Below are 15910 nucleotides of genomic sequence, written 5' to 3' on the forward strand. Positions count from 1 at the left end.
CATGGACTACAAATTAAAGCCCCCCAGCGCCCTCGACTACTTCACCGCCTTGGTGCAAAGCGATGACGAGTTTCCTCTGTTGGAGGCCGCTATCAGCTTGGCGCAAGATGAATTTCCCATGCTCGATATTCAGCAGGTGCTCAGCGACATGGACCATTGGACGGCCCGTTTAAAGCGCAGCATCCTGCCCGTTGCAGACGCTTTGGACAAACTGCGCGAACTCAACCACTTTTTTTACGCCAACCTGCGCTTTGCAGGCAATGTGAACCACTATGACAACCCCCACAACAGCTACTTGAATGTGGTGATGTCTACCCGCTTGGGCATTCCCATCAGCTTGGCGGTGTTGTGGTTGGAGTTGGGTCAAAGCATTGGTTTGCCCGTGTTTGGTGTAGGTTTTCCGGGGCACTTCTTGGTGAAGTTGGATTTGCCAGCGCCCCAAGAAGGCCATGTGGTGATTGACCCCTTCAGCGGCGAGTCGCTAAGCCGCGAGGACCTGTGTGAGCGCCTCATTCCTTGGTTGCCCGGCGCTAAGCTTGGTCAACCAAATGCCATCTCCGACGATGCTTTGGCGTTTCATCTGCAAGCCGCCGAGCCTCGCGACATCATCGCTCGCATGTTGCGCAATTTGCATGAGATTTACCGCCGCCAAGGCGACCAAGAACGTCTTTTAAGAGTTCAAGCGCGGTTGGCGGTGTTGTTGCCGGAGTAGATGGCTTAAAAAATCACCACCGCAGCACCCTCGCCCTTATCAGCGATCACGCCAATTCGGTAAACCTGCTCGCCCAAGTCCGCCAAGGTTTTGGCGCAAGCCTCTGCGGCGGAGGCGTCTAGCACCAAGACCATGCCGATGCCATTGTTGAAGGTGCGGCACATCTCGGCCTCGTCAATGCCGGCCGTCGTTTGCAGCCAGGTGAACAGCTCCGTGCGCGGCCAACTGGCGCGTTGCAGGTGCGCGGCGCAGTGGTCAGGCAACACGCGGGGGATGTTCTCGGTCAAGCCGCCCCCTGTGATATGCGCCAAAGCTTTGAGGGGATGCGCCTTCAAAGCCGCCAACACCGACCTCACATACAACCGAGTGGGTGCCATCAGCGCTTGCTTGAAGGGCTGGCCGTCCAAGGTGGCGGGCAAATGCGCCGCCGCTCTGTCGATGCATTTACGCACCAAGCTGAAACCATTGGAATGCACACCGCTGGAGGCCAAACCCAGCACCACGTCGCCTGCCTTGACATCTTTGCCTGTGAGGATGAGCGACTTTTCCACCACGCCCACTGCAAAACCCGCTAAGTCGTATTCGCCAGCCGGGTACATGCCGGGCATCTCGGCGGTCTCGCCGCCAATCAAAGCGCAGCCCGACAATTCGCAACCCTTGGCAATGCCGCCCACTACCGCGGCGGCGGTGTCCACATCGAGCTTGCCGCAAGCAAAGTAGTCGAGGAAAAAAAGCGGTTCCGCGCCTTGCACTAACACGTCGTTCACGCTCATGGCCACCAAGTCAATGCCCACGGTGTCGTGCATCTGCCATTCAAAGGCCAGCTTCAGTTTGGTGCCCACGCCATCGGTACCGCTGACCAACACCGGTTCTTTGTAATTTTTGGGTACTTCAAACAAAGCGCCAAAGCCGCCAATGCCCGCCAACACCCCTTCGCGCATGGTTTTTTTCGCCAAAGGCTTGATGCGTTCAACCAGTGCGTCACCTGCGTCGATGTCAACGCCAGCGTCTTTGTAGGAAAGGGGAGTGTTCATGGGGAGTAGGGCGCAAAGGCGCTAAAGGGTCGGGTCGATAGAATGGCGCATTCTAAATGCCGGGTCTAACGCCAGCTAATGTCATCCTCCCCTGATTACCGACTCTATGCCGCTTGGCTGTCCATTGCGGCAGCGGTGGCGTTCGTGTTGTGGTGGTTGCTGCCCGTCTTGACGCCGTTTTTAATTGCCGCCGTCATGGCCTATGTGCTCTCGCCGGTGGTGCAGCGTTTGCAGCAATGGCTGGGTGAGGGCTTCCCCAAAAGCTTGTTGGTGCTGGTATGCGAGACCGCGTTCATCGGGATTTTGCTGGCTGTGGTGGCCTTGGTGGTGCCGGTGCTGTTCAAAGAAGCAGCTCGAATACAAATGCAATTGCCGCAGCTGCTCGATGAGCTGAAAACCCATCTAGAGCCTGTAATGCTGAGTTGGGGCTTTCCCATTGAGCTCGATGCCCAAGCCCTTAAAGCGTGGCTGGCGAAAAATGCGGATGGCCTGTCAGACAGCGCCTTGACCTCTTTGTTGGCGTCGCTGCGCATCGGTGGCAGCGTGGCTTTGGCGGTGGTGGGCAATTTGGTGCTGATCCCCGTGGTCTTGTTTTACCTGCTGATGGATGGTCATGTGGCTTTGTCGCATCTGCGCAAATGGGTGCCTTTGAAAGCGCAAGCCTCGGTGGACAGTTTTGTGCATGAGGCTGACAGCGTCTTGGGTGAATATGTGCGTGGCCAGTTATTGGTCATGCTGATCTTGGCGGCGTATTACGTGATCGGCTTGTCCTTGTTCGGCTTGTCGGTGGCTTGGCCCATTGGCATCTTCACGGGCTTGGCGGTGTTTGTGCCCTATGTGGGTTTTGGCGTGGGCTTGTTGTTGGCTGCCTTGTCGGGTTTTTTGGAAATGGCACCCATGCAAGCCACCATCATGTTGTTGGTGGTGTTTGGCGTGGGCCAGTTGATCGAGGGCTTTGTGCTCACACCTCGTTTGGTGGGCGAGCGTATTGGCTTGCATCCACTGGCGGTGATTTTTGCCTTGTTGGCTTTTGGGCAACTGTTGGGGTTTGTCGGCGTATTGATGGCCTTGCCTGCAAGTGCGGTGCTGTTGGTTGCTTTGCGCCGAATGCGAGAGCGTTACATGGCCAGTCGTTTGTATGCTGGTTAGCTTGGCATGAGGCAAATTGCTTTGGACATCGGCGTCGATGTTGGCCCGACCCTCGCCAATTTCGAGCCAGGCGAAAACGCCGCGGCAGTCGAGCATTTGCAACTGTGGATGGCAGGCAGTACCCGCTCCCCAGTTCCCACTTATTTATGGGGTGAACAAGGTTGCGGCAAAAGCCACTTGCTTGCCGCTGTGGCACATGCCATCACCTCGCAAGGCCATAGCGTGGGTTGGCTGGACGCAAGCATTACCGAGCCCAGTGCCTTTGACTCCACTTGGAATGTGGTCTTGATGGATGACGTGCAAGCCTACAGCGCGGTGCAGCAACATGCAGCTTTCAACTGGTTTGTACATGCTGCAACACCTGGCTCAGCGCATCAGCCATGGGTGCTGGCTGCGGGTTCCTTGCCCCCGCAAGACCTGCCTTTGCGTGAAGACCTGCGCACCCGCTTGGGCTGGGGTCATGTGTTTCAGTTGCAGGTGTTGGGCGACAACGATCGCCGCGCCGTGTTGGTTCGCCACGCACAGGCTTTAGGAATGACCTTGAACACCGATTTGTTGGACTATTTGCTAAGCCGATTCAGCCGTGACTTGGGTCATTTGATCGACCTGCTGCACCGCTTGGACGCCTTTGCCCTGCAAACCCAGCGCCCTCTCACCATCCCTTTGCTTCGAGCCATGCTCGATGAGAGTTAAGCCCATGAAATTGGCCCTGTTTGATTTAGACCAGACCTTGCTGCCGCTGGACTCTGACCAATCTTGGGGCGAGTTCACCTTGGGTTTGGGTTGGGCTGACCCGCTGACGTTCAAGCAGCGCAACGATGGGTTTTATGCCGACTACAACGCCGGTTGCTTGGACATCCATGCTTATGTGCGATTTGCCACCGAAGCGATCAGGCAACACGGCTTGACCGCAGCCCATGAAGCGCACCAACAATTCATGCGGCAAGTGATTGAACCGGCGATCAAGCCGCAAGCAATCGACTTGGTGCAGGCGCATCGTGCGCAAGGCGACACCTTGGTGATGGTGACTGCCACCAACGAATTTGTCACCACCCCTATTGCCAAAGCCTTTGGCATGGACGTGCTGTTGGCGGTGCAACTGGTGCGCGATGCCGAGGGCAACTTCACCGGCGACATTGACGGCGTGCCTACGCTGCGCGAAGGTAAGGTCACTCGGGTGAGCCAATGGTTGCAAGCGCAGGGTTTGAGTCTGCCGCAGGTTCACGCCACGTTTTACAGTGATTCCATGAACGACTTGCCCTTGCTTGAAAAAGTCGATGTCCCCGTGGTCACCAATGGCGGTCCAGCCCTCAAGCAAATTGCCCAAGAACGCGGGTGGCGTATCCTCGACCTTTTCGAGACTTCATGATCAGCAAAATCATTAACCGTTTGATGGGCAAGTCCAGCCCCAAACCTGAACCTAAATTCGGCAAGCGCCGCGTCATCAGCGAACAGGTTCATGGCATTGACCATACCTTGGTAGACGAACGCGCCATGAACGTGGTGCGCACTTTGCAAGAGCGTGGCTTTGAAGCCTATATCGTGGGCGGTGCGGTGCGTGACTTGCTGGTGGGCTTAAAGCCCAAAGACTTCGATGTGGCCACCAACGCCACACCTGAAGAGGTGAAAGCCTGTTTTCGCCGTGCCTTCATCATCGGGCGGCGCTTTCGTATCGTGCACGTGGTGTATGGCCGTGGTCGTGAACACGAGGTGATTGAGGTGTCCACCTTCCGCGCCCACCTCGACAGCAACGATGCCGAGCAGGTCAGTGGCAATGAGCGCACCAGCAAAAAAGCCCTCTCCAACATGACCCATGCGGTTGACGCGAGCGGCCGTGTGTTGCGCGACAACGTCTGGGGTCCGCAAGAAGAAGATGCGGCGCGACGTGACTTCACCGTCGACGCCATGTATTACGACCCCCTGACCGGCGACGTCATCGATTACCACCATGGTTTAGAGGACGCCAAAAAACGTGTGCTGCGCATGATTGGCGACCCCGCCACCCGTTACCGCGAAGACCCGGTACGCATCATCCGCGCAGTTCGTTTTGCAGCCAAGTTAAACAACCTGGGTTTCAAGATAGAGCCACGAACTGCCAAGCCATTGAAGGCATCGGTGGGTTTGTTGGCCGAGGTGCCGCAAAGCCGGTTGTTTGACGAGATGCTTAAGCTTTTGCAAACTGGCCATGCACTGGCGAGTATTGAGCAACTCAAAACTTTGGGGCTGGCGCGGGGCATTTACCCTTTGCTGGATGTGGTGGTGGAGCGGGTGGAGTCCAAGTTTGTCCATGCCGCTTTGCAAGACACCGACCGCCGTGTGGGCGAAGGTAAACCGGTAGCACCCAGCTTTTTATTGGCTTGCGTGTTGTGGGCCGATGTGCGTGAAGGTTGGCAAGTACGCAGTGCCGAGATGCCCACTTTTCCCGCTTTGCAAGAAGCGATTGAAGATGTCTTCAATGCCCGCATTGGGGACGTGTCGGGGCGTGGCAAATTGGCGGGCGATATGCGCGAAATTTGGACCATGCAACCGCGCTTTGACAAACGCAGCGGCAGTGCCCCTTTTGGCTTGGTCGAACAAGCACGTTTTCGTGCCGGTTTCGATTTCATGCGCTTGCGTGCTGAAGTGGGCGAGATCGACGAAGAATTGGCCGATTGGTGGGAAACCTTCAGCACGGCCAGCGATGACACCCGAGCCGACATGTTGCAATCGGTGAAAGCGCCACCCCGCGCCGTGCGAGCCGACGGCACGCCTGTGGCACGTAAGCGACCGCGCCGTCGCCGCAAGCCTGCCGACAGTGGCCCCAGCAGTGGCGATGACGCCACTTAAGTAAGTGCGTCAATGTTCAGTGAACCCGTCTAAGTACAGAGAACCCGTCAATGCCCTTGTCGCACTGGGCGCGAATTTGGGTGATGCAGCGGCCACTCTTCGCCAAGCCGTGGTTGACATCGCTGCATTGCCCTACACCCAACTTTTGCAAGCCTCTCCTTTGCTTGGCAGCGCACCGCTGGACGCGCATGGCCCGTCGTATGTGAATGCGGTGGCACACATACAAACCCGTTTGAATGCAGTGCAACTCTTAGAGGCTTTGCAGTCGCTAGAGCAAGCCGCGGGGCGCACCCGAGACTATCTTCATGCGCCACGCACGCTGGATTTGGATCTGCTTTTTTACGGTGATGCGCAAACACAAAGCGCTTTTTTAAGTTTGCCCCACCCGCGTTGGGCGCAGCGTGCTTTTGTGTTGCTGCCCTTGGAGGTGGTTTGCCCTGAAAAGGTGACGCCTCAGATGCTGGCAGCCGTGGCCCACCAAGCCTGCGCTTGGCTCAAGGACTAGGCAGTCATTGAGAAATTTTTCGCGCCTCTTCGATTTGTGACTCAAAGTAGCGCTGAAAGCCATAGGCCAAAGTGGAGAGCAAAGCGGTGGTGCCCACCATCAAAGACAAGACCAAGGCACCCACGGTCAACCAGTTGGTGGCGCCAGCTGTTGATTCCACATCCTCTTGCGGGTTGTAAGTGCAGTTCCAGCGTTCGGTGGACATTAGTCCCCAGTAAATCGCATTCAGCGCACCGCCGGCAACCGTGATACCCAACAGGGGGACCAACCACCAACTGAGAGGGTCGTCCACGCCAAAATCTTTGGCCCGCTCAAAGCCATACAAACCCAGCAGGGTGGGCCAAGGCAAAACCCAGGCCAGCCAATCACTTTTGCCAAACATGTAAAAGCGGTGGACACCCAAGGCACCGCCAGCAAAGCTCAACCACGTCGCCAATGTTTTATGTTTCATGGACGAGATTATCGGTTTGGCGGCAAGAGCTCGCTGGCGGGGCTGGAATCTCCCGCCCCCAAGGCTTTTTGCATGAACACCGTGTCCAGCCATTGGCCGTGTTTCCAACCGCTGGCTTTCAACATGCCGGTGTGCTCAAAACCCAGACTGCGGTGCAGCCCAATCGAACCGGCGTTGGCCGAGTCGCCAATGACCGCCAGCATTTGTCGAATACCCAGCACCTCGCAATGGCGAATGAGTTCGGCCAGCAAGGCGCGGCCCAAGCCTTGACCTGCATGGTCGGCATGGATGTAAACCGAGTCTTCGGCCATGAAGCGAAAAGCAGGTCGGGGCCTGAAGACGCCCGCATAGGCAAAGCCCAGCACCTCTGCACCACGGCTGGCGACCAAGTGCGGCAAGCCTTTGGCCAGCACATCGGCGCGTCGTTGTGTCATGTCGGCCAGATCCGGCGCTTCTATTTCAAAGCTGCCTTTGCCATGCCTCACATGGTGGGCGTAGATCGCGGTAATGGCTGGCAAGTCGTCTTGCAAACTGGGTCGGATAAGCAGGGCGGGAGAGGGCATGGGTGCTCAGTCTATAATGGCAGGCTTTTCAGCGAGCGCTGGCCGGGTGGCCATGTCGCGTGTCTCATCGCTGAATCAAAGTCTGCACCCAAGGATAAACCATGGTCGTCATCCGACTTTCACGCGGCGGAGCAAAAGCTCGCCCCTTTTTCAACATTGTTGTGGCTGACAAACGCGTTCGCCGCGATGGCCGCTTTATCGAGCGCATCGGTTTTTACAACCCTATCGCTTCTGGTGGTGAGGAAGGCTTGCGCATTGCCCAAGACCGACTGAGCTACTGGGTCGGCGTCGGTGCGCAAACTTCACCCACCGTTGACCGCCTCATCAAACAAGCCGGCAAAACTGCCGCTTAAAAACCCATCCCCAACCCATGCAACCCGCTTGGGAGCCTGCTGAATTACCAGCGGACGCTGTCGAAGTCGGGCGCATTCTGGATGCTTGGGGGCTTAAGGGTTGGCTGAAAATCCTGCCCCACAGCGCCTCTCCCGAGGCGCTGTTTTCTTCTAAACGCTGGTTTTTACAACCCAACGAACGTGGCGCTTCGCCTTTCACTGGGACGGTCTTGTTGCGAGTGCGTGAAGCCAAAGAGCATTCGGACAGCGTGGTGGCTTGCATCCACGAATTGGATGACCGCGATGTCGCCCAAAGCCTCAAAGGTGCCCGCATATTTGTTCCTCGATCCAGTTTTCCCACCCCCGCCAGCGACGAATACTATTGGGTTGACCTGATGGGTTTGCAGGTGATAAACCGCGAAGGTGTCAATTTAGGCGAGGTCACCGAATTGTTGTCCACCGGACCTCAAACTGTTTTGGTGTTACGCGACGCGGTAACCGACGCCCAAGGCAAACCCATTGAGCGCATGATCCCCTTTGTCTCTGCCTATGTCGACTCAGTGGATACGCAGGCCCGCCTCATCACGGTGGATTGGCAAGCCGATTACTGATCGCCGCACTTGCCGCATACTTTCGCCATGCGCGTAGACATCATCACCTTGTTTCCCGAACTGTTTGCGCCTTTTGTGCAAGCTGGGGTCACGCGCCGCGCCTATGAAAGTGGGCAGCTGCTGGTCAAGACTTGGAACCCGCGTGACTTTGCCGAAGGCAATTACAAACGTGTCGATGACCGGCCTTTTGGCGGAGGCCCTGGCATGGTCATGCTGGCCCAGCCTTTGGCTGCTTGCTTGACTACGGTGCGTGCTGAAAGCGGCTTGAACCGCCAACAATCGCCGCTCATCTATTTCTCACCTGTGGGCGAGGTCTTGAGCCAAAGCTTGGTGGAGCGCAGCGGTCAAACCGAAGGCGTGGTGTTGCTGTGTGGCCGCTATGAGGGCATAGACCAGCGCTTCATTGACGCTTATGTTGACGCCCATATCAGCTTGGGTGACTTTGTGTTGTCAGGTGGGGAGATTGCTGCCATGGCATGGCTGGATGCCTTGGCACGATTGCAACCGGGCGTTTTGCACGATGAGCAAAGCCATTTGCAAGACAGCTTCACGCCAGCCCTGAGCGGTTTGCTGGACTGCCCGCACTACACCCGTCCTGAGGTTTGGCAAGACCAAGCCGTGCCCGAGGCATTGCTGTCGGGTCACCATGCCCATATTGCCGCTTGGCGTCGTCAGCAAAGTCTGACCCTGACAGCCCAAAATCGCCCTGATTTGCTGGAAAAAGCCCGTCAATCTGGGCTTTTAAGCCGTTCAGATGAGCAGCTGTTGGCCGCAAAGCCTAAGAGTTAGACAGCAAGCTATAATGTAGGGCTTTCGATCCTCTGGATGGCCGCCTCGTGTTTCAAACACCATAGGCCTTTTGTGTAGCGCATCCATGATCATTGTGAGGACATCATGAATCTCATCCAGACCCTGGAACAAGAAGAAATCGCCCGCATGGGCAAGAAAATCCCTGTTTTCGCCCCAGGCGACACCGTGGTGGTCAGTGTCAACGTGGTCGAGGGAACGCGCAAACGTGTACAGGCCTTTGAAGGCGTAGTCATTGCCAAGCGCAACCGCGGCATCAACTCCAACTTCATCGTTCGCAAAATCTCTAGCGGCGAAGGCGTTGAGCGTACTTTCCAGACCTACAGCCCCTTGATCGCAGCCATTGACGTCAAGCGCCGTGGCGATGTGCGTCGTGCAAAGTTGTACTACCTGCGCGAACGCAGTGGCAAATCTGCCCGTATCAAAGAAAAACTCACAGCCAAAGCAGCCCCCGCTGCTGCCGCTAAATAAGACCTACCCCAAGGTCTGCTTGAAACAAACCGCCCCAGTTCAGACTGCGGCGATTTTTTTCTGACCTCTCAAAGACCAACTTGGTTTCCTTGACCCAAATTCCCCGTTTTTCGCCAGAATCCGCCGAAGTTTTGGGATGGGATGGGCATTTGCCACGTGTGCCTGTGCAAAGGCTTGGGCCGCTGGGCTTGCGACAGCATTTCGCCAGCCCACCCGTGTGGCAGCCCGACGCCATGCTCGAGCCGGCGTTAAACCCCCATAAACCGCCGGTGGATGCCGCTGTCCTCGTGGGGGTGGTGATGCGCCCTCAGCCCAGTGTGTTGCTCACGCTCAGGACTGCCCATTTGTCGACCCACTCGGGCCAGATTGCCTTTCCTGGGGGACGCCTAGATGAAGGTGACGCCGATGCGGTGGCGGCGGCTCTTCGGGAGTCGCAAGAAGAAGTGGGGCTGGACCCCTCACATGTCGAGATCTTGGGGCAATTGCCCTTGTACCTCACTGGCACAGGCTTCAGGGTCACGCCAGTGGTGGCTTTGCTAGACCCTGCGATGCGTTTAAACGCCAACCCGCATGAGGTGGCGCAAGTGTTTGAGGTGCCGCTAGCCCACGTCATGAACCCTGCGAACCATTGCCGCCATGCGGTGGAATGGTCAGGCGTGCGGCGCGAATGGTTTTCGATGCCGTATGAAGACCGCGATCAAAAACGCTTTATTTGGGGCGTTACTGCAGGTATTTTGCGCAATCTGTATTGTTTTTTAAGCACGGACCACTGATCCGGCTGATCCAAGCGTCGAGTCTTGACTATCATGCGGGAATGAGTTTTTTTGCACTTTTATTCGCTTTCTTGCTAGAACAAGCCCGACCTTTGAGTTTTGGCGAGAGTTTGGAACGAGTCTCGCGCGCTTGGTCTGACAAGGTACGTAACACCCTAGATACCGGCGACCAACGCCATGCTTGGACCGCTTGGGGCTTGGCCATTGGCTTGCCCTGCTTGCTGGTTTGGGCTGTTCATTTTGTTTTGGCGTGGTACTTGGGTTGGGTGTTTGCCATGGTTTGGAGTGTGGCCGTGCTTTACGCCACTTTGGGGTTTCGCCACTTCAGCCATCATTTCACTGGTATTCGTCATGCGTTGTCGGTGGGGGACGATGTGCAAGCCAATACATTGCTGTCTGAATGGTCTGGCGCCAAAGGAGAAAACCTCTCCCGCGAGGAAATCATTCGTCATGTGATTGAATATTCAGCTATTGCCGCGCATCGGCATGTATTTGGTGTGGTGGTTTGGTTTGTTGTGTTTGCCGGTTTGGGGCTGGGCCCCGTTGGTGCAATTTTTTACCGCTTAAGTGAATTTTTATCCCGCTCGTGGGAAAGTTCCCATACTTGCGCTTTGTCAGATGCCAAGCACAACAGTCCCGCGCTAGAAACCTCTGCCGCCAAAGCTTGGCGCAGCGCAGACTGGTTGCCAGCCCGATTGACCGCCTTAAGTTTTGCGGTGGTTGGCAATTTCGAAGACGCTGTCGAGGCATGGCGTCACGATGCAGCGCATTTCCCCGACTCCAACGATGGCGTGGTGCTGGCCGCTACCTCGGGCGCCATCAATGTGCGCTTGGGTGGCAAAAACTTAGGCGTGCCCGACGATGAGTTGCTTCTCACCCCAAGTGCAGTAGAAACCACCGCGGGAAGAGAGCCCGAGTTGTTTCATCTGCGCAGCATGGTGGGCTTGGTCTGGCGAGCTGTGGTGATGTGGATGTTGCTGCTGGCGCTTTTGACTTTGGCCCGCTTACTGGGCTGATTTCTTAGTAAGTTTTAGGCGCCGACAGTTCGGCAAAAAGTTCGGTGTAAATTTTGTAGCGCCCTGCGTCAATGGCTTGTTCAAGCAAAGCTTGGCGCACGCCGCAATCGGGTTCATGCACATGGCTGCAGTTGTGAAATTTGCAGTGATCTGCATAGGCGGCAATATCGGGCATGCAAGAGGCCAATGCATGGGGGTCGATGTGGTGCAAACCAAAGGCTTGAAACCCTGGTGAATCCATCAAGGCGGTTTTTTTGGTTTCATCTACCCAGTACCAAGTGGTGGTGGTGGTAGTGTGTTTGCCCGACTGCAAGGCCTGAGAAATGATATTCGTCGCCGCATTGGCATCGGGCACCAAGCGGTTGATCAGCGTGCTTTTGCCAGCCCCAGAGGGGCCCAGCACCAAGGTAACCCGGTTGGCAAGTTCGTGGTTTAAGACACTCAGATCTTGTTCGAGGTCTTTCAGACTCAGCGGCAATACCAGACACCCAAGTTGCTGGTAGGGCAGGAGTTTTTGCCAAGCCCTTGCAAAAGCAGCGCTTAGGTCTTGTTTATTTAAGCCAATCAGAGTGCGGATGCCTTCGTGGCGAGCCGCAATCAGGGCCCGGGCAAGCTGGCTTTGCGAAAAATCGGGCTCTGCTGCAACGAGAACCAAAACTTGGTCGATATTGGCAGCAAATGATTTGGTTCGAATTTCATCTTGACGGTAGAAGATATTTTTCCGAGTTTCAACTGACTCTATGCTGCCGCCGTCTTCGCTGGCGCTCCACTGCACATGGTCGCCTACCACCGCTTGGTTTTTTTTGCCACGGGGATGACAAATTCTGCGCTCACCCGCGGCATCTTCAACCCAAACATGGCGACCATGACTGGCCACCACCAAACCCCAAGCGGTCATGCAGTGAGTCGGGCTAAGCGCTGTGCAGCCGGAGGGTGTGAGTGGTAAAAGGCCACATAAAGCGGATCGGGCGTAAGCGTTGACGCATTGTCTTGGTAGAGCTTGAGAAGTGCATTTCGCAAGTCAGCGCCTTTGGCGTGTTGGCAAGCAAAGGCATCTGCTTCAAATTCGTGCTGTCTAGAGCGGGCAGATTGCCAAGGTTTGGTGACAAAGGACACAAGAGGAACAAACATCATGAACAAGAGCAAGGCAATGGCGTCATTGGCGCTGCCCAAGTGCGGTTGAACGCCTAAGCCTTCGAAAAACCATGTTTGTGTGCTGAGCCAACCCAGGCCTGCAAGTCCCACCAAGGTGAACACAAAGCTGCTTAGCAAAGATTTTGGAATGTGCTTGAGTTTGGCATGACCCAGTTCGTGGGCTAGCACGGCTTCCATTTCATCGGCGTTCAGTTGCTTGAGCAAAGTATCAAAAAACACCACACGTTTTTGTTTGCCAAGACCGGTGAAGAAGGCATTTGAATGGGCCGAGCGGCGACTGCCATCCATTACAAAAAAACCATTCGCTTGAAAACCTGTGCGCTGCATTAAGGCAATGACACGGTCCTTGAGAGATGCGTCTTCCAGTGGTTGAAATTTATTGAACAAGGGCATGATGACGCTTGGGGCCAACCACATGACAAACAACTGGTAAGCCACCAACACCCCCCAAGCAATCATCCACCACCATGCGCCGCCCGACTGCATTAAATACAAGACCAACCACAGCAAAGGCAGACCCAATGCTGCACCTACCAAACTACCCTTGAGCAAGTCGCTCAGCCACAAGCCAAGTGTCATACGGTTAAAACCAAACGCCTGTTCAATGTGAAAGGTTTGTACGTATGAGAGGGGCAAACTGACCACAGCGCTCACAAGTGTGAAGCCCACCACCAAGGCGATTTGCTGCCACATACCAGCGCCGATGAGGTCGAGCAATAGTTGGTCCAGAAATCCCAAACCGCCGAGCAAGGTCCACATCACTAACATGGCCGTGTCCAGTGCCAAATCCCAATGACCTAAGCGTAATTTGGCGATGGTGTAGTCAGCAGCTTTTTGGTGTGCAGCAGCATCTATCACAGAGGCGAATGCATCGGGAACTTTGGCGCGGTGTTGCGCTACGTGACGCATTTGTCGATTGGCAAGCCAAAACTTGATGAGCAAGTTGAGCACCAGCAGGCTGGAAAAAACGAAAGTAAAGGTTAGTGAGGTATTCATCTCTCTAGTTTAGAGGACAATGGGTGAATGAACATGACTCTAACGAATAGCCCTGCTGCCACCGAAAATACCGTATTGTCCAAATCGGATGAAAACCTTGTTTGGTTGGACTGCGAGATGTCTGGCCTTGACCCCGAAAAAGATAAGCTGCTGGAAATTGCAGTGGTGGTGACGGGCCCGCATCTCACGCCTCGCAAAGAAAGCTCAGTGTGGGTGTTACACCAATCAGACGCCGTCCTCAACGGCATGGACGCATGGAACAAAGGGACACACGGCAAAAGCGGCTTGATTGACAAAGTCAAAGCCTCCACCTTGGATGAAGAGCAAGTGCAAGAGCAACTCATAGCTTTTATGAAGCAGTATGTTTCTAAAGGTGTGTCGCCTATGTGCGGCAACACCATTGGCCAAGACAGACGTTTTTTGGTCAAGTACATGCCCAAATTCGAGGCATGGTTTCACTATCGCAATTTAGACGTCAGCACACTCAAAGAACTTTCTAAACGATGGAGGCCAGAGGTGTATGCCTCTTTCAAGAAGCAACAAAGCCATACGGCCTTGGCCGATGTGCATGAATCGATTGATGAGTTGGTGCATTACCGCGAGCATTTTTTGAAGCTGTAAAAATATTTCTCAGGGTAGACCCTAATTCGTGCCACAATACATGTTGTTGGGTCATTGACCCGCTTGCTACATCTGCCTCACACCTTGGGTTCATAGAGTTGAACCACGCCAATGTTCATTTATTGGCTTGCTTTGTTTGAAGGTTGATGTTTTTCCAACCTTTGAACGGAGCGCCCGCCTTCAGGCAGGGCTTTATCTATGACTGATTTGAATTCCCACGCATTAGCCGAAGTTGTTCTCGATACATCCGACGACAACTCAATTGCAACAACAGTTGCATCCCCTAAACCCACCGCTGTTGATGGTTCTGGCTTTGTTGAGATGGGGCTTGCCCCCGAATTACTGGCCGCGTTACGTGACTTGTCATTCACCCAGCCCACACCGGTACAAGTTCGTGCCATCCCTTTGGCCTTGCAAGACAACGCCGACAAACCCGCCAACGATTTGCTGGTTTCCAGTCAAACGGGCAGCGGTAAAACGGCAGCCTTTTTGCTGCCCGTGATGCACACTTTGTTGCAACAACAAAAGCAGGCTGAAAAGGCCGAAAACAAAGCTTGGGCTGAAAAGGTTGCCCAAGCTGTTGAACGTGGTGAAGAGGCTCCCAAAAAGCCACGCCGCAAAAATCCCACCGATACACGCCATGTCAAACCTGCCAACCCAGGCGCTTTGATTTTGTGTCCTACCCGTGAATTAGCCCAACAAGTGGCCAAAGATGCTATCGACTTGGTACGTCACTGCAAAGGCCTGCGCATCGCCTGTGTGGTGGGCGGCATGCCTTACCCTTTGCAAATTGCACGTTTGCACAACGCCGACTTGGTTGTGGCCACACCTGGACGTCTGCTTGACTTACAGCGCTCCAAACAACTGCATTTGGATAAAGTGCAGTTCTTGGTGGTCGATGAAGCCGACCGTATGCTCGATTTGGGCTTTGCCGAAGATTTGGCCGAAGTCCACAAACTGACCGAGTCGCGTCGACAAACCATGATGTTCAGCGCAACATTTGCACCTCGCATTCAGCAGTTGGCGGCTCGCATCATGCGCACGCCCCAACGTTTGCAAGTCGACTCACCTCAAGAAGCGCACGTCAATATCAAGCAAGTGCTGTTTTGGGCTGATAACCAACAGCACAAGCGCAAGTTGCTTGACCACTGGTTACGCGACACCACCATTGACCAAGCCATTGTCTTTGCGTCTACCCAAATTGAGTGCGATGCCTTGGCTGAAGATTTGCAGCAAGTAGGTTTTTCTGCTGTTGCATTGCATGGCGCTTTAAGTCAAGGTTTGCGTAACCGTCGCTTGCAGGCCCTGCGGGACGGTCGCGTGCAAATTTTGGTGGCCACCGATGTTGCAGCCCGTGGTATTGATGTCCCTAGCATCAGCCATGTGTTCAATTTCGGCTTGCCCATGAAGCAAGAAGACTATGTTCACCGTATTGGCCGCACAGGTCGAGCAGGGCGCGATGGTTTGGCGGTGACCTTTGCTGAATGGCGTGATCGTCGCAAAATTTTGGACATCGAACATTTCACCCAACAGCCTTTACGTGCTGACATGATCCCTGGCTTAGAGCCCACCCAACGCGCACCGCGCGCTCCCAGCGGTGCAGAGCCCAAGCGCTTTGGCAAGCCCTCAGGCGGTCGCTCTTACGCCGGTGCTGCTGCCAAGCGCGGTTCTGGCTTTAAACCACGCGGCCCAGCCCGCGGTTAAAAAACCAAATGGGTGCTATTGTTCATTGAGCGAAGTACCCAAGCTCTTGATCACTGGTTTTAACAATGTGACCTTGGGAATTTCAAAATGTACCTCGGCTTTGGCATGGAGCAAAGCCGCTTTGAGTGAGATGATGCGATAGCGGGTTTCTTCTAGGTTGGCTTGAACCCGTTATTTCAATGTT

Annotated in this window: 19 protein-coding genes; 14 read left to right on the plus strand and 5 right to left on the minus strand. The window is 55.1% G+C overall.

The genetic code is table 11. The features are described 5' to 3' along the window. The first annotated feature begins 1 nt into the window (after position 1). The gene (locus AC9UEO_RS04665) at positions 2-712 is read left to right on the plus strand and encodes a SirB1 family protein (RefSeq protein WP_509530498.1); all 711 of its coding nucleotides are present in this window, start codon (positions 2-4) and stop codon (positions 710-712) included. A 5-nt stretch (positions 713-717) separates the two neighbouring features. Here AC9UEO_RS04665 and purM read toward each other — a convergent pair whose 3' ends face one another. Then, positions 718-1746, minus strand: coding sequence for a phosphoribosylformylglycinamidine cyclo-ligase (gene purM / locus AC9UEO_RS04670; protein WP_509530499.1), 1029 nt, complete (start codon positions 1744-1746; stop codon positions 718-720). Positions 1747-1824: 78 nt separating this feature from the next. Here purM and AC9UEO_RS04675 point away from each other — a divergent pair, with 78 nt between their 5' ends. From AC9UEO_RS04675 to folK, 5 genes are read left to right on the plus strand one after another with little or no spacing between them, the layout of a single operon-like run. Continuing rightward, positions 1825-2895 carry an AI-2E family transporter gene (locus tag AC9UEO_RS04675; protein ID WP_509530501.1) on the plus strand — a complete coding sequence of 357 codons (1071 nt, stop codon included), beginning with the start codon at positions 1825-1827 and terminating at the stop codon, positions 2893-2895. Positions 2896-2901: 6 nt separating this feature from the next. Beyond that, positions 2902-3588 (plus strand): DnaA regulatory inactivator Hda, encoded by a 687-nt coding sequence (hda, locus tag AC9UEO_RS04680; RefSeq protein ID WP_509530504.1) that lies wholly within the window; start codon positions 2902-2904, stop codon positions 3586-3588. 4 nt (positions 3589-3592) lie between these two features. After that, on the plus strand, positions 3593-4264 hold the full coding sequence (locus tag AC9UEO_RS04685) for an HAD family hydrolase (protein ID WP_509530507.1): 672 nt from the start codon (positions 3593-3595) through the stop codon (positions 4262-4264). Beyond that, positions 4261-5721, plus strand: a complete 1461-nt coding sequence (gene pcnB, locus AC9UEO_RS04690; RefSeq protein ID WP_509530510.1) for a polynucleotide adenylyltransferase PcnB — start codon at positions 4261-4263, stop codon at positions 5719-5721. The genes AC9UEO_RS04685 and pcnB overlap by 4 nt, the downstream gene beginning before the upstream one ends. Positions 5722-5740: 19 nt before the next feature. Next, the gene (gene folK, locus AC9UEO_RS04695) at positions 5741-6226 is read left to right on the plus strand and encodes a 2-amino-4-hydroxy-6-hydroxymethyldihydropteridine diphosphokinase (RefSeq protein ID WP_509530512.1); all 486 of its coding nucleotides are present in this window, start codon (positions 5741-5743) and stop codon (positions 6224-6226) included. A gap of 4 nt (positions 6227-6230) precedes the next feature. On the opposite strand, the gene AC9UEO_RS04700 is transcribed toward folK, so the two are convergent. After that, positions 6231-6677 carry a hypothetical protein gene (locus AC9UEO_RS04700; protein ID WP_509530514.1) on the minus strand — a complete coding sequence of 149 codons (447 nt, stop codon included), beginning with the start codon at positions 6675-6677 and terminating at the stop codon, positions 6231-6233. 8 nt (positions 6678-6685) lie between these two features. Next, positions 6686-7240, minus strand: a complete 555-nt coding sequence (locus tag AC9UEO_RS04705; protein ID WP_509530517.1) for a GNAT family N-acetyltransferase — start codon at positions 7238-7240, stop codon at positions 6686-6688. A 101-nt stretch (positions 7241-7341) separates the two neighbouring features. Here AC9UEO_RS04705 and rpsP point away from each other — a divergent pair, with 101 nt between their 5' ends. The 6 genes from rpsP to AC9UEO_RS04735 all read left to right on the plus strand — a co-directional run bounded on the left by rpsP (position 7342) and on the right by AC9UEO_RS04735 (position 11250). Then, positions 7342-7593, plus strand: a complete 252-nt coding sequence (gene rpsP, locus AC9UEO_RS04710; protein ID WP_509530519.1) for a 30S ribosomal protein S16 — start codon at positions 7342-7344, stop codon at positions 7591-7593. 17 nt (positions 7594-7610) lie between these two features. After that, entirely contained in the window at positions 7611-8183 is a 573-nt protein-coding gene (gene rimM, locus AC9UEO_RS04715) for a ribosome maturation factor RimM (RefSeq protein ID WP_509530522.1), read from the plus strand. Between the two features lie 27 nt (positions 8184-8210). Continuing rightward, on the plus strand, positions 8211-8972 hold the full coding sequence (trmD, locus tag AC9UEO_RS04720; protein ID WP_509530524.1) for a tRNA (guanosine(37)-N1)-methyltransferase TrmD: 762 nt from the start codon (positions 8211-8213) through the stop codon (positions 8970-8972). A 105-nt stretch (positions 8973-9077) separates the two neighbouring features. Beyond that, positions 9078-9461 carry a 50S ribosomal protein L19 gene (gene rplS, locus AC9UEO_RS04725; RefSeq protein ID WP_509530527.1) on the plus strand — a complete coding sequence of 128 codons (384 nt, stop codon included), beginning with the start codon at positions 9078-9080 and terminating at the stop codon, positions 9459-9461. An 80-nt stretch (positions 9462-9541) separates the two neighbouring features. Next, complete coding sequence (locus tag AC9UEO_RS04730) at positions 9542-10234, plus strand: CoA pyrophosphatase (protein WP_509530529.1); 693 nt, start codon at positions 9542-9544, stop codon at positions 10232-10234. A 41-nt stretch (positions 10235-10275) separates the two neighbouring features. After that, entirely contained in the window at positions 10276-11250 is a 975-nt protein-coding gene (locus tag AC9UEO_RS04735; protein WP_509530531.1) for a CobD/CbiB family protein, read from the plus strand. A 4-nt stretch (positions 11251-11254) separates the two neighbouring features. On the opposite strand, the gene rsgA is transcribed toward AC9UEO_RS04735, so the two are convergent. Then, positions 11255-12148, minus strand: coding sequence for a ribosome small subunit-dependent GTPase A (gene rsgA / locus AC9UEO_RS04740; protein WP_509530533.1), 894 nt, complete (start codon positions 12146-12148; stop codon positions 11255-11257). After that, positions 12145-13401, minus strand: coding sequence for a M48 family metallopeptidase (locus AC9UEO_RS04745; RefSeq protein ID WP_509530535.1), 1257 nt, complete (start codon positions 13399-13401; stop codon positions 12145-12147). Before AC9UEO_RS04745 ends, rsgA begins: the two co-directional genes overlap by 4 nt. Before the next feature lie 27 nt (positions 13402-13428). Here AC9UEO_RS04745 and orn point away from each other — a divergent pair, with 27 nt between their 5' ends. Together orn and AC9UEO_RS04755 are read left to right on the plus strand one after the other, a co-directional pair. Further along, positions 13429-14022, plus strand: coding sequence for an oligoribonuclease (gene orn, locus AC9UEO_RS04750; protein ID WP_509530537.1), 594 nt, complete (start codon positions 13429-13431; stop codon positions 14020-14022). A 198-nt stretch (positions 14023-14220) separates the two neighbouring features. Beyond that, positions 14221-15726 carry a DEAD/DEAH box helicase gene (locus AC9UEO_RS04755; protein ID WP_509530539.1) on the plus strand — a complete coding sequence of 502 codons (1506 nt, stop codon included), beginning with the start codon at positions 14221-14223 and terminating at the stop codon, positions 15724-15726. Positions 15727-15910 lie beyond the last annotated feature (184 nt).

It is taken from the genome of Limnohabitans sp. (assembly GCF_040401495.1).
Taxonomy (GTDB): domain Bacteria; phylum Pseudomonadota; class Gammaproteobacteria; order Burkholderiales; family Burkholderiaceae_C; genus Limnohabitans.

What these genes read in the sequence shown, in the direction of transcription:
- AC9UEO_RS04685 (WP_509530507.1), top strand. Translation starts at nt 3,593, where the DNA reads ATGAAATTGGCCCTGTTTGATTTAGACCAGACCTTGCTGCCGCTGGAC.
- rpsP (WP_509530519.1), top strand. Translation starts at nt 7,342, where the DNA reads ATGGTCGTCATCCGACTTTCACGCGGCGGAGCAAAAGCTCGCCCCTTT.
- orn (WP_509530537.1), top strand. Translation starts at nt 13,429, where the DNA reads ATGAACATGACTCTAACGAATAGCCCTGCTGCCACCGAAAATACCGTA.
- rplS (WP_509530527.1), top strand. Translation starts at nt 9,078, where the DNA reads ATGAATCTCATCCAGACCCTGGAACAAGAAGAAATCGCCCGCATGGGC.
- AC9UEO_RS04665 (WP_509530498.1), top strand. Translation starts at nt 2, where the DNA reads ATGGACTACAAATTAAAGCCCCCCAGCGCCCTCGACTACTTCACCGCC.
- trmD (WP_509530524.1), top strand. Translation starts at nt 8,211, where the DNA reads ATGCGCGTAGACATCATCACCTTGTTTCCCGAACTGTTTGCGCCTTTT.
- AC9UEO_RS04675 (WP_509530501.1), top strand. Translation starts at nt 1,825, where the DNA reads ATGTCATCCTCCCCTGATTACCGACTCTATGCCGCTTGGCTGTCCATT.
- AC9UEO_RS04705 (WP_509530517.1), bottom strand. Translation starts at nt 7,240, where the DNA reads ATGCCCTCTCCCGCCCTGCTTATCCGACCCAGTTTGCAAGACGACTTG.
- AC9UEO_RS04745 (WP_509530535.1), bottom strand. Translation starts at nt 13,401, where the DNA reads ATGAATACCTCACTAACCTTTACTTTCGTTTTTTCCAGCCTGCTGGTG.
- rimM (WP_509530522.1), top strand. Translation starts at nt 7,611, where the DNA reads ATGCAACCCGCTTGGGAGCCTGCTGAATTACCAGCGGACGCTGTCGAA.
- AC9UEO_RS04700 (WP_509530514.1), bottom strand. Translation starts at nt 6,677, where the DNA reads ATGAAACATAAAACATTGGCGACGTGGTTGAGCTTTGCTGGCGGTGCC.
- purM (WP_509530499.1), bottom strand. Translation starts at nt 1,746, where the DNA reads ATGAACACTCCCCTTTCCTACAAAGACGCTGGCGTTGACATCGACGCA.
- rsgA (WP_509530533.1), bottom strand. Translation starts at nt 12,148, where the DNA reads ATGACCGCTTGGGGTTTGGTGGTGGCCAGTCATGGTCGCCATGTTTGG.
- AC9UEO_RS04735 (WP_509530531.1), top strand. Translation starts at nt 10,276, where the DNA reads ATGAGTTTTTTTGCACTTTTATTCGCTTTCTTGCTAGAACAAGCCCGA.
- hda (WP_509530504.1), top strand. Translation starts at nt 2,902, where the DNA reads ATGAGGCAAATTGCTTTGGACATCGGCGTCGATGTTGGCCCGACCCTC.
- AC9UEO_RS04755 (WP_509530539.1), top strand. Translation starts at nt 14,221, where the DNA reads ATGACTGATTTGAATTCCCACGCATTAGCCGAAGTTGTTCTCGATACA.
- pcnB (WP_509530510.1), top strand. Translation starts at nt 4,261, where the DNA reads ATGATCAGCAAAATCATTAACCGTTTGATGGGCAAGTCCAGCCCCAAA.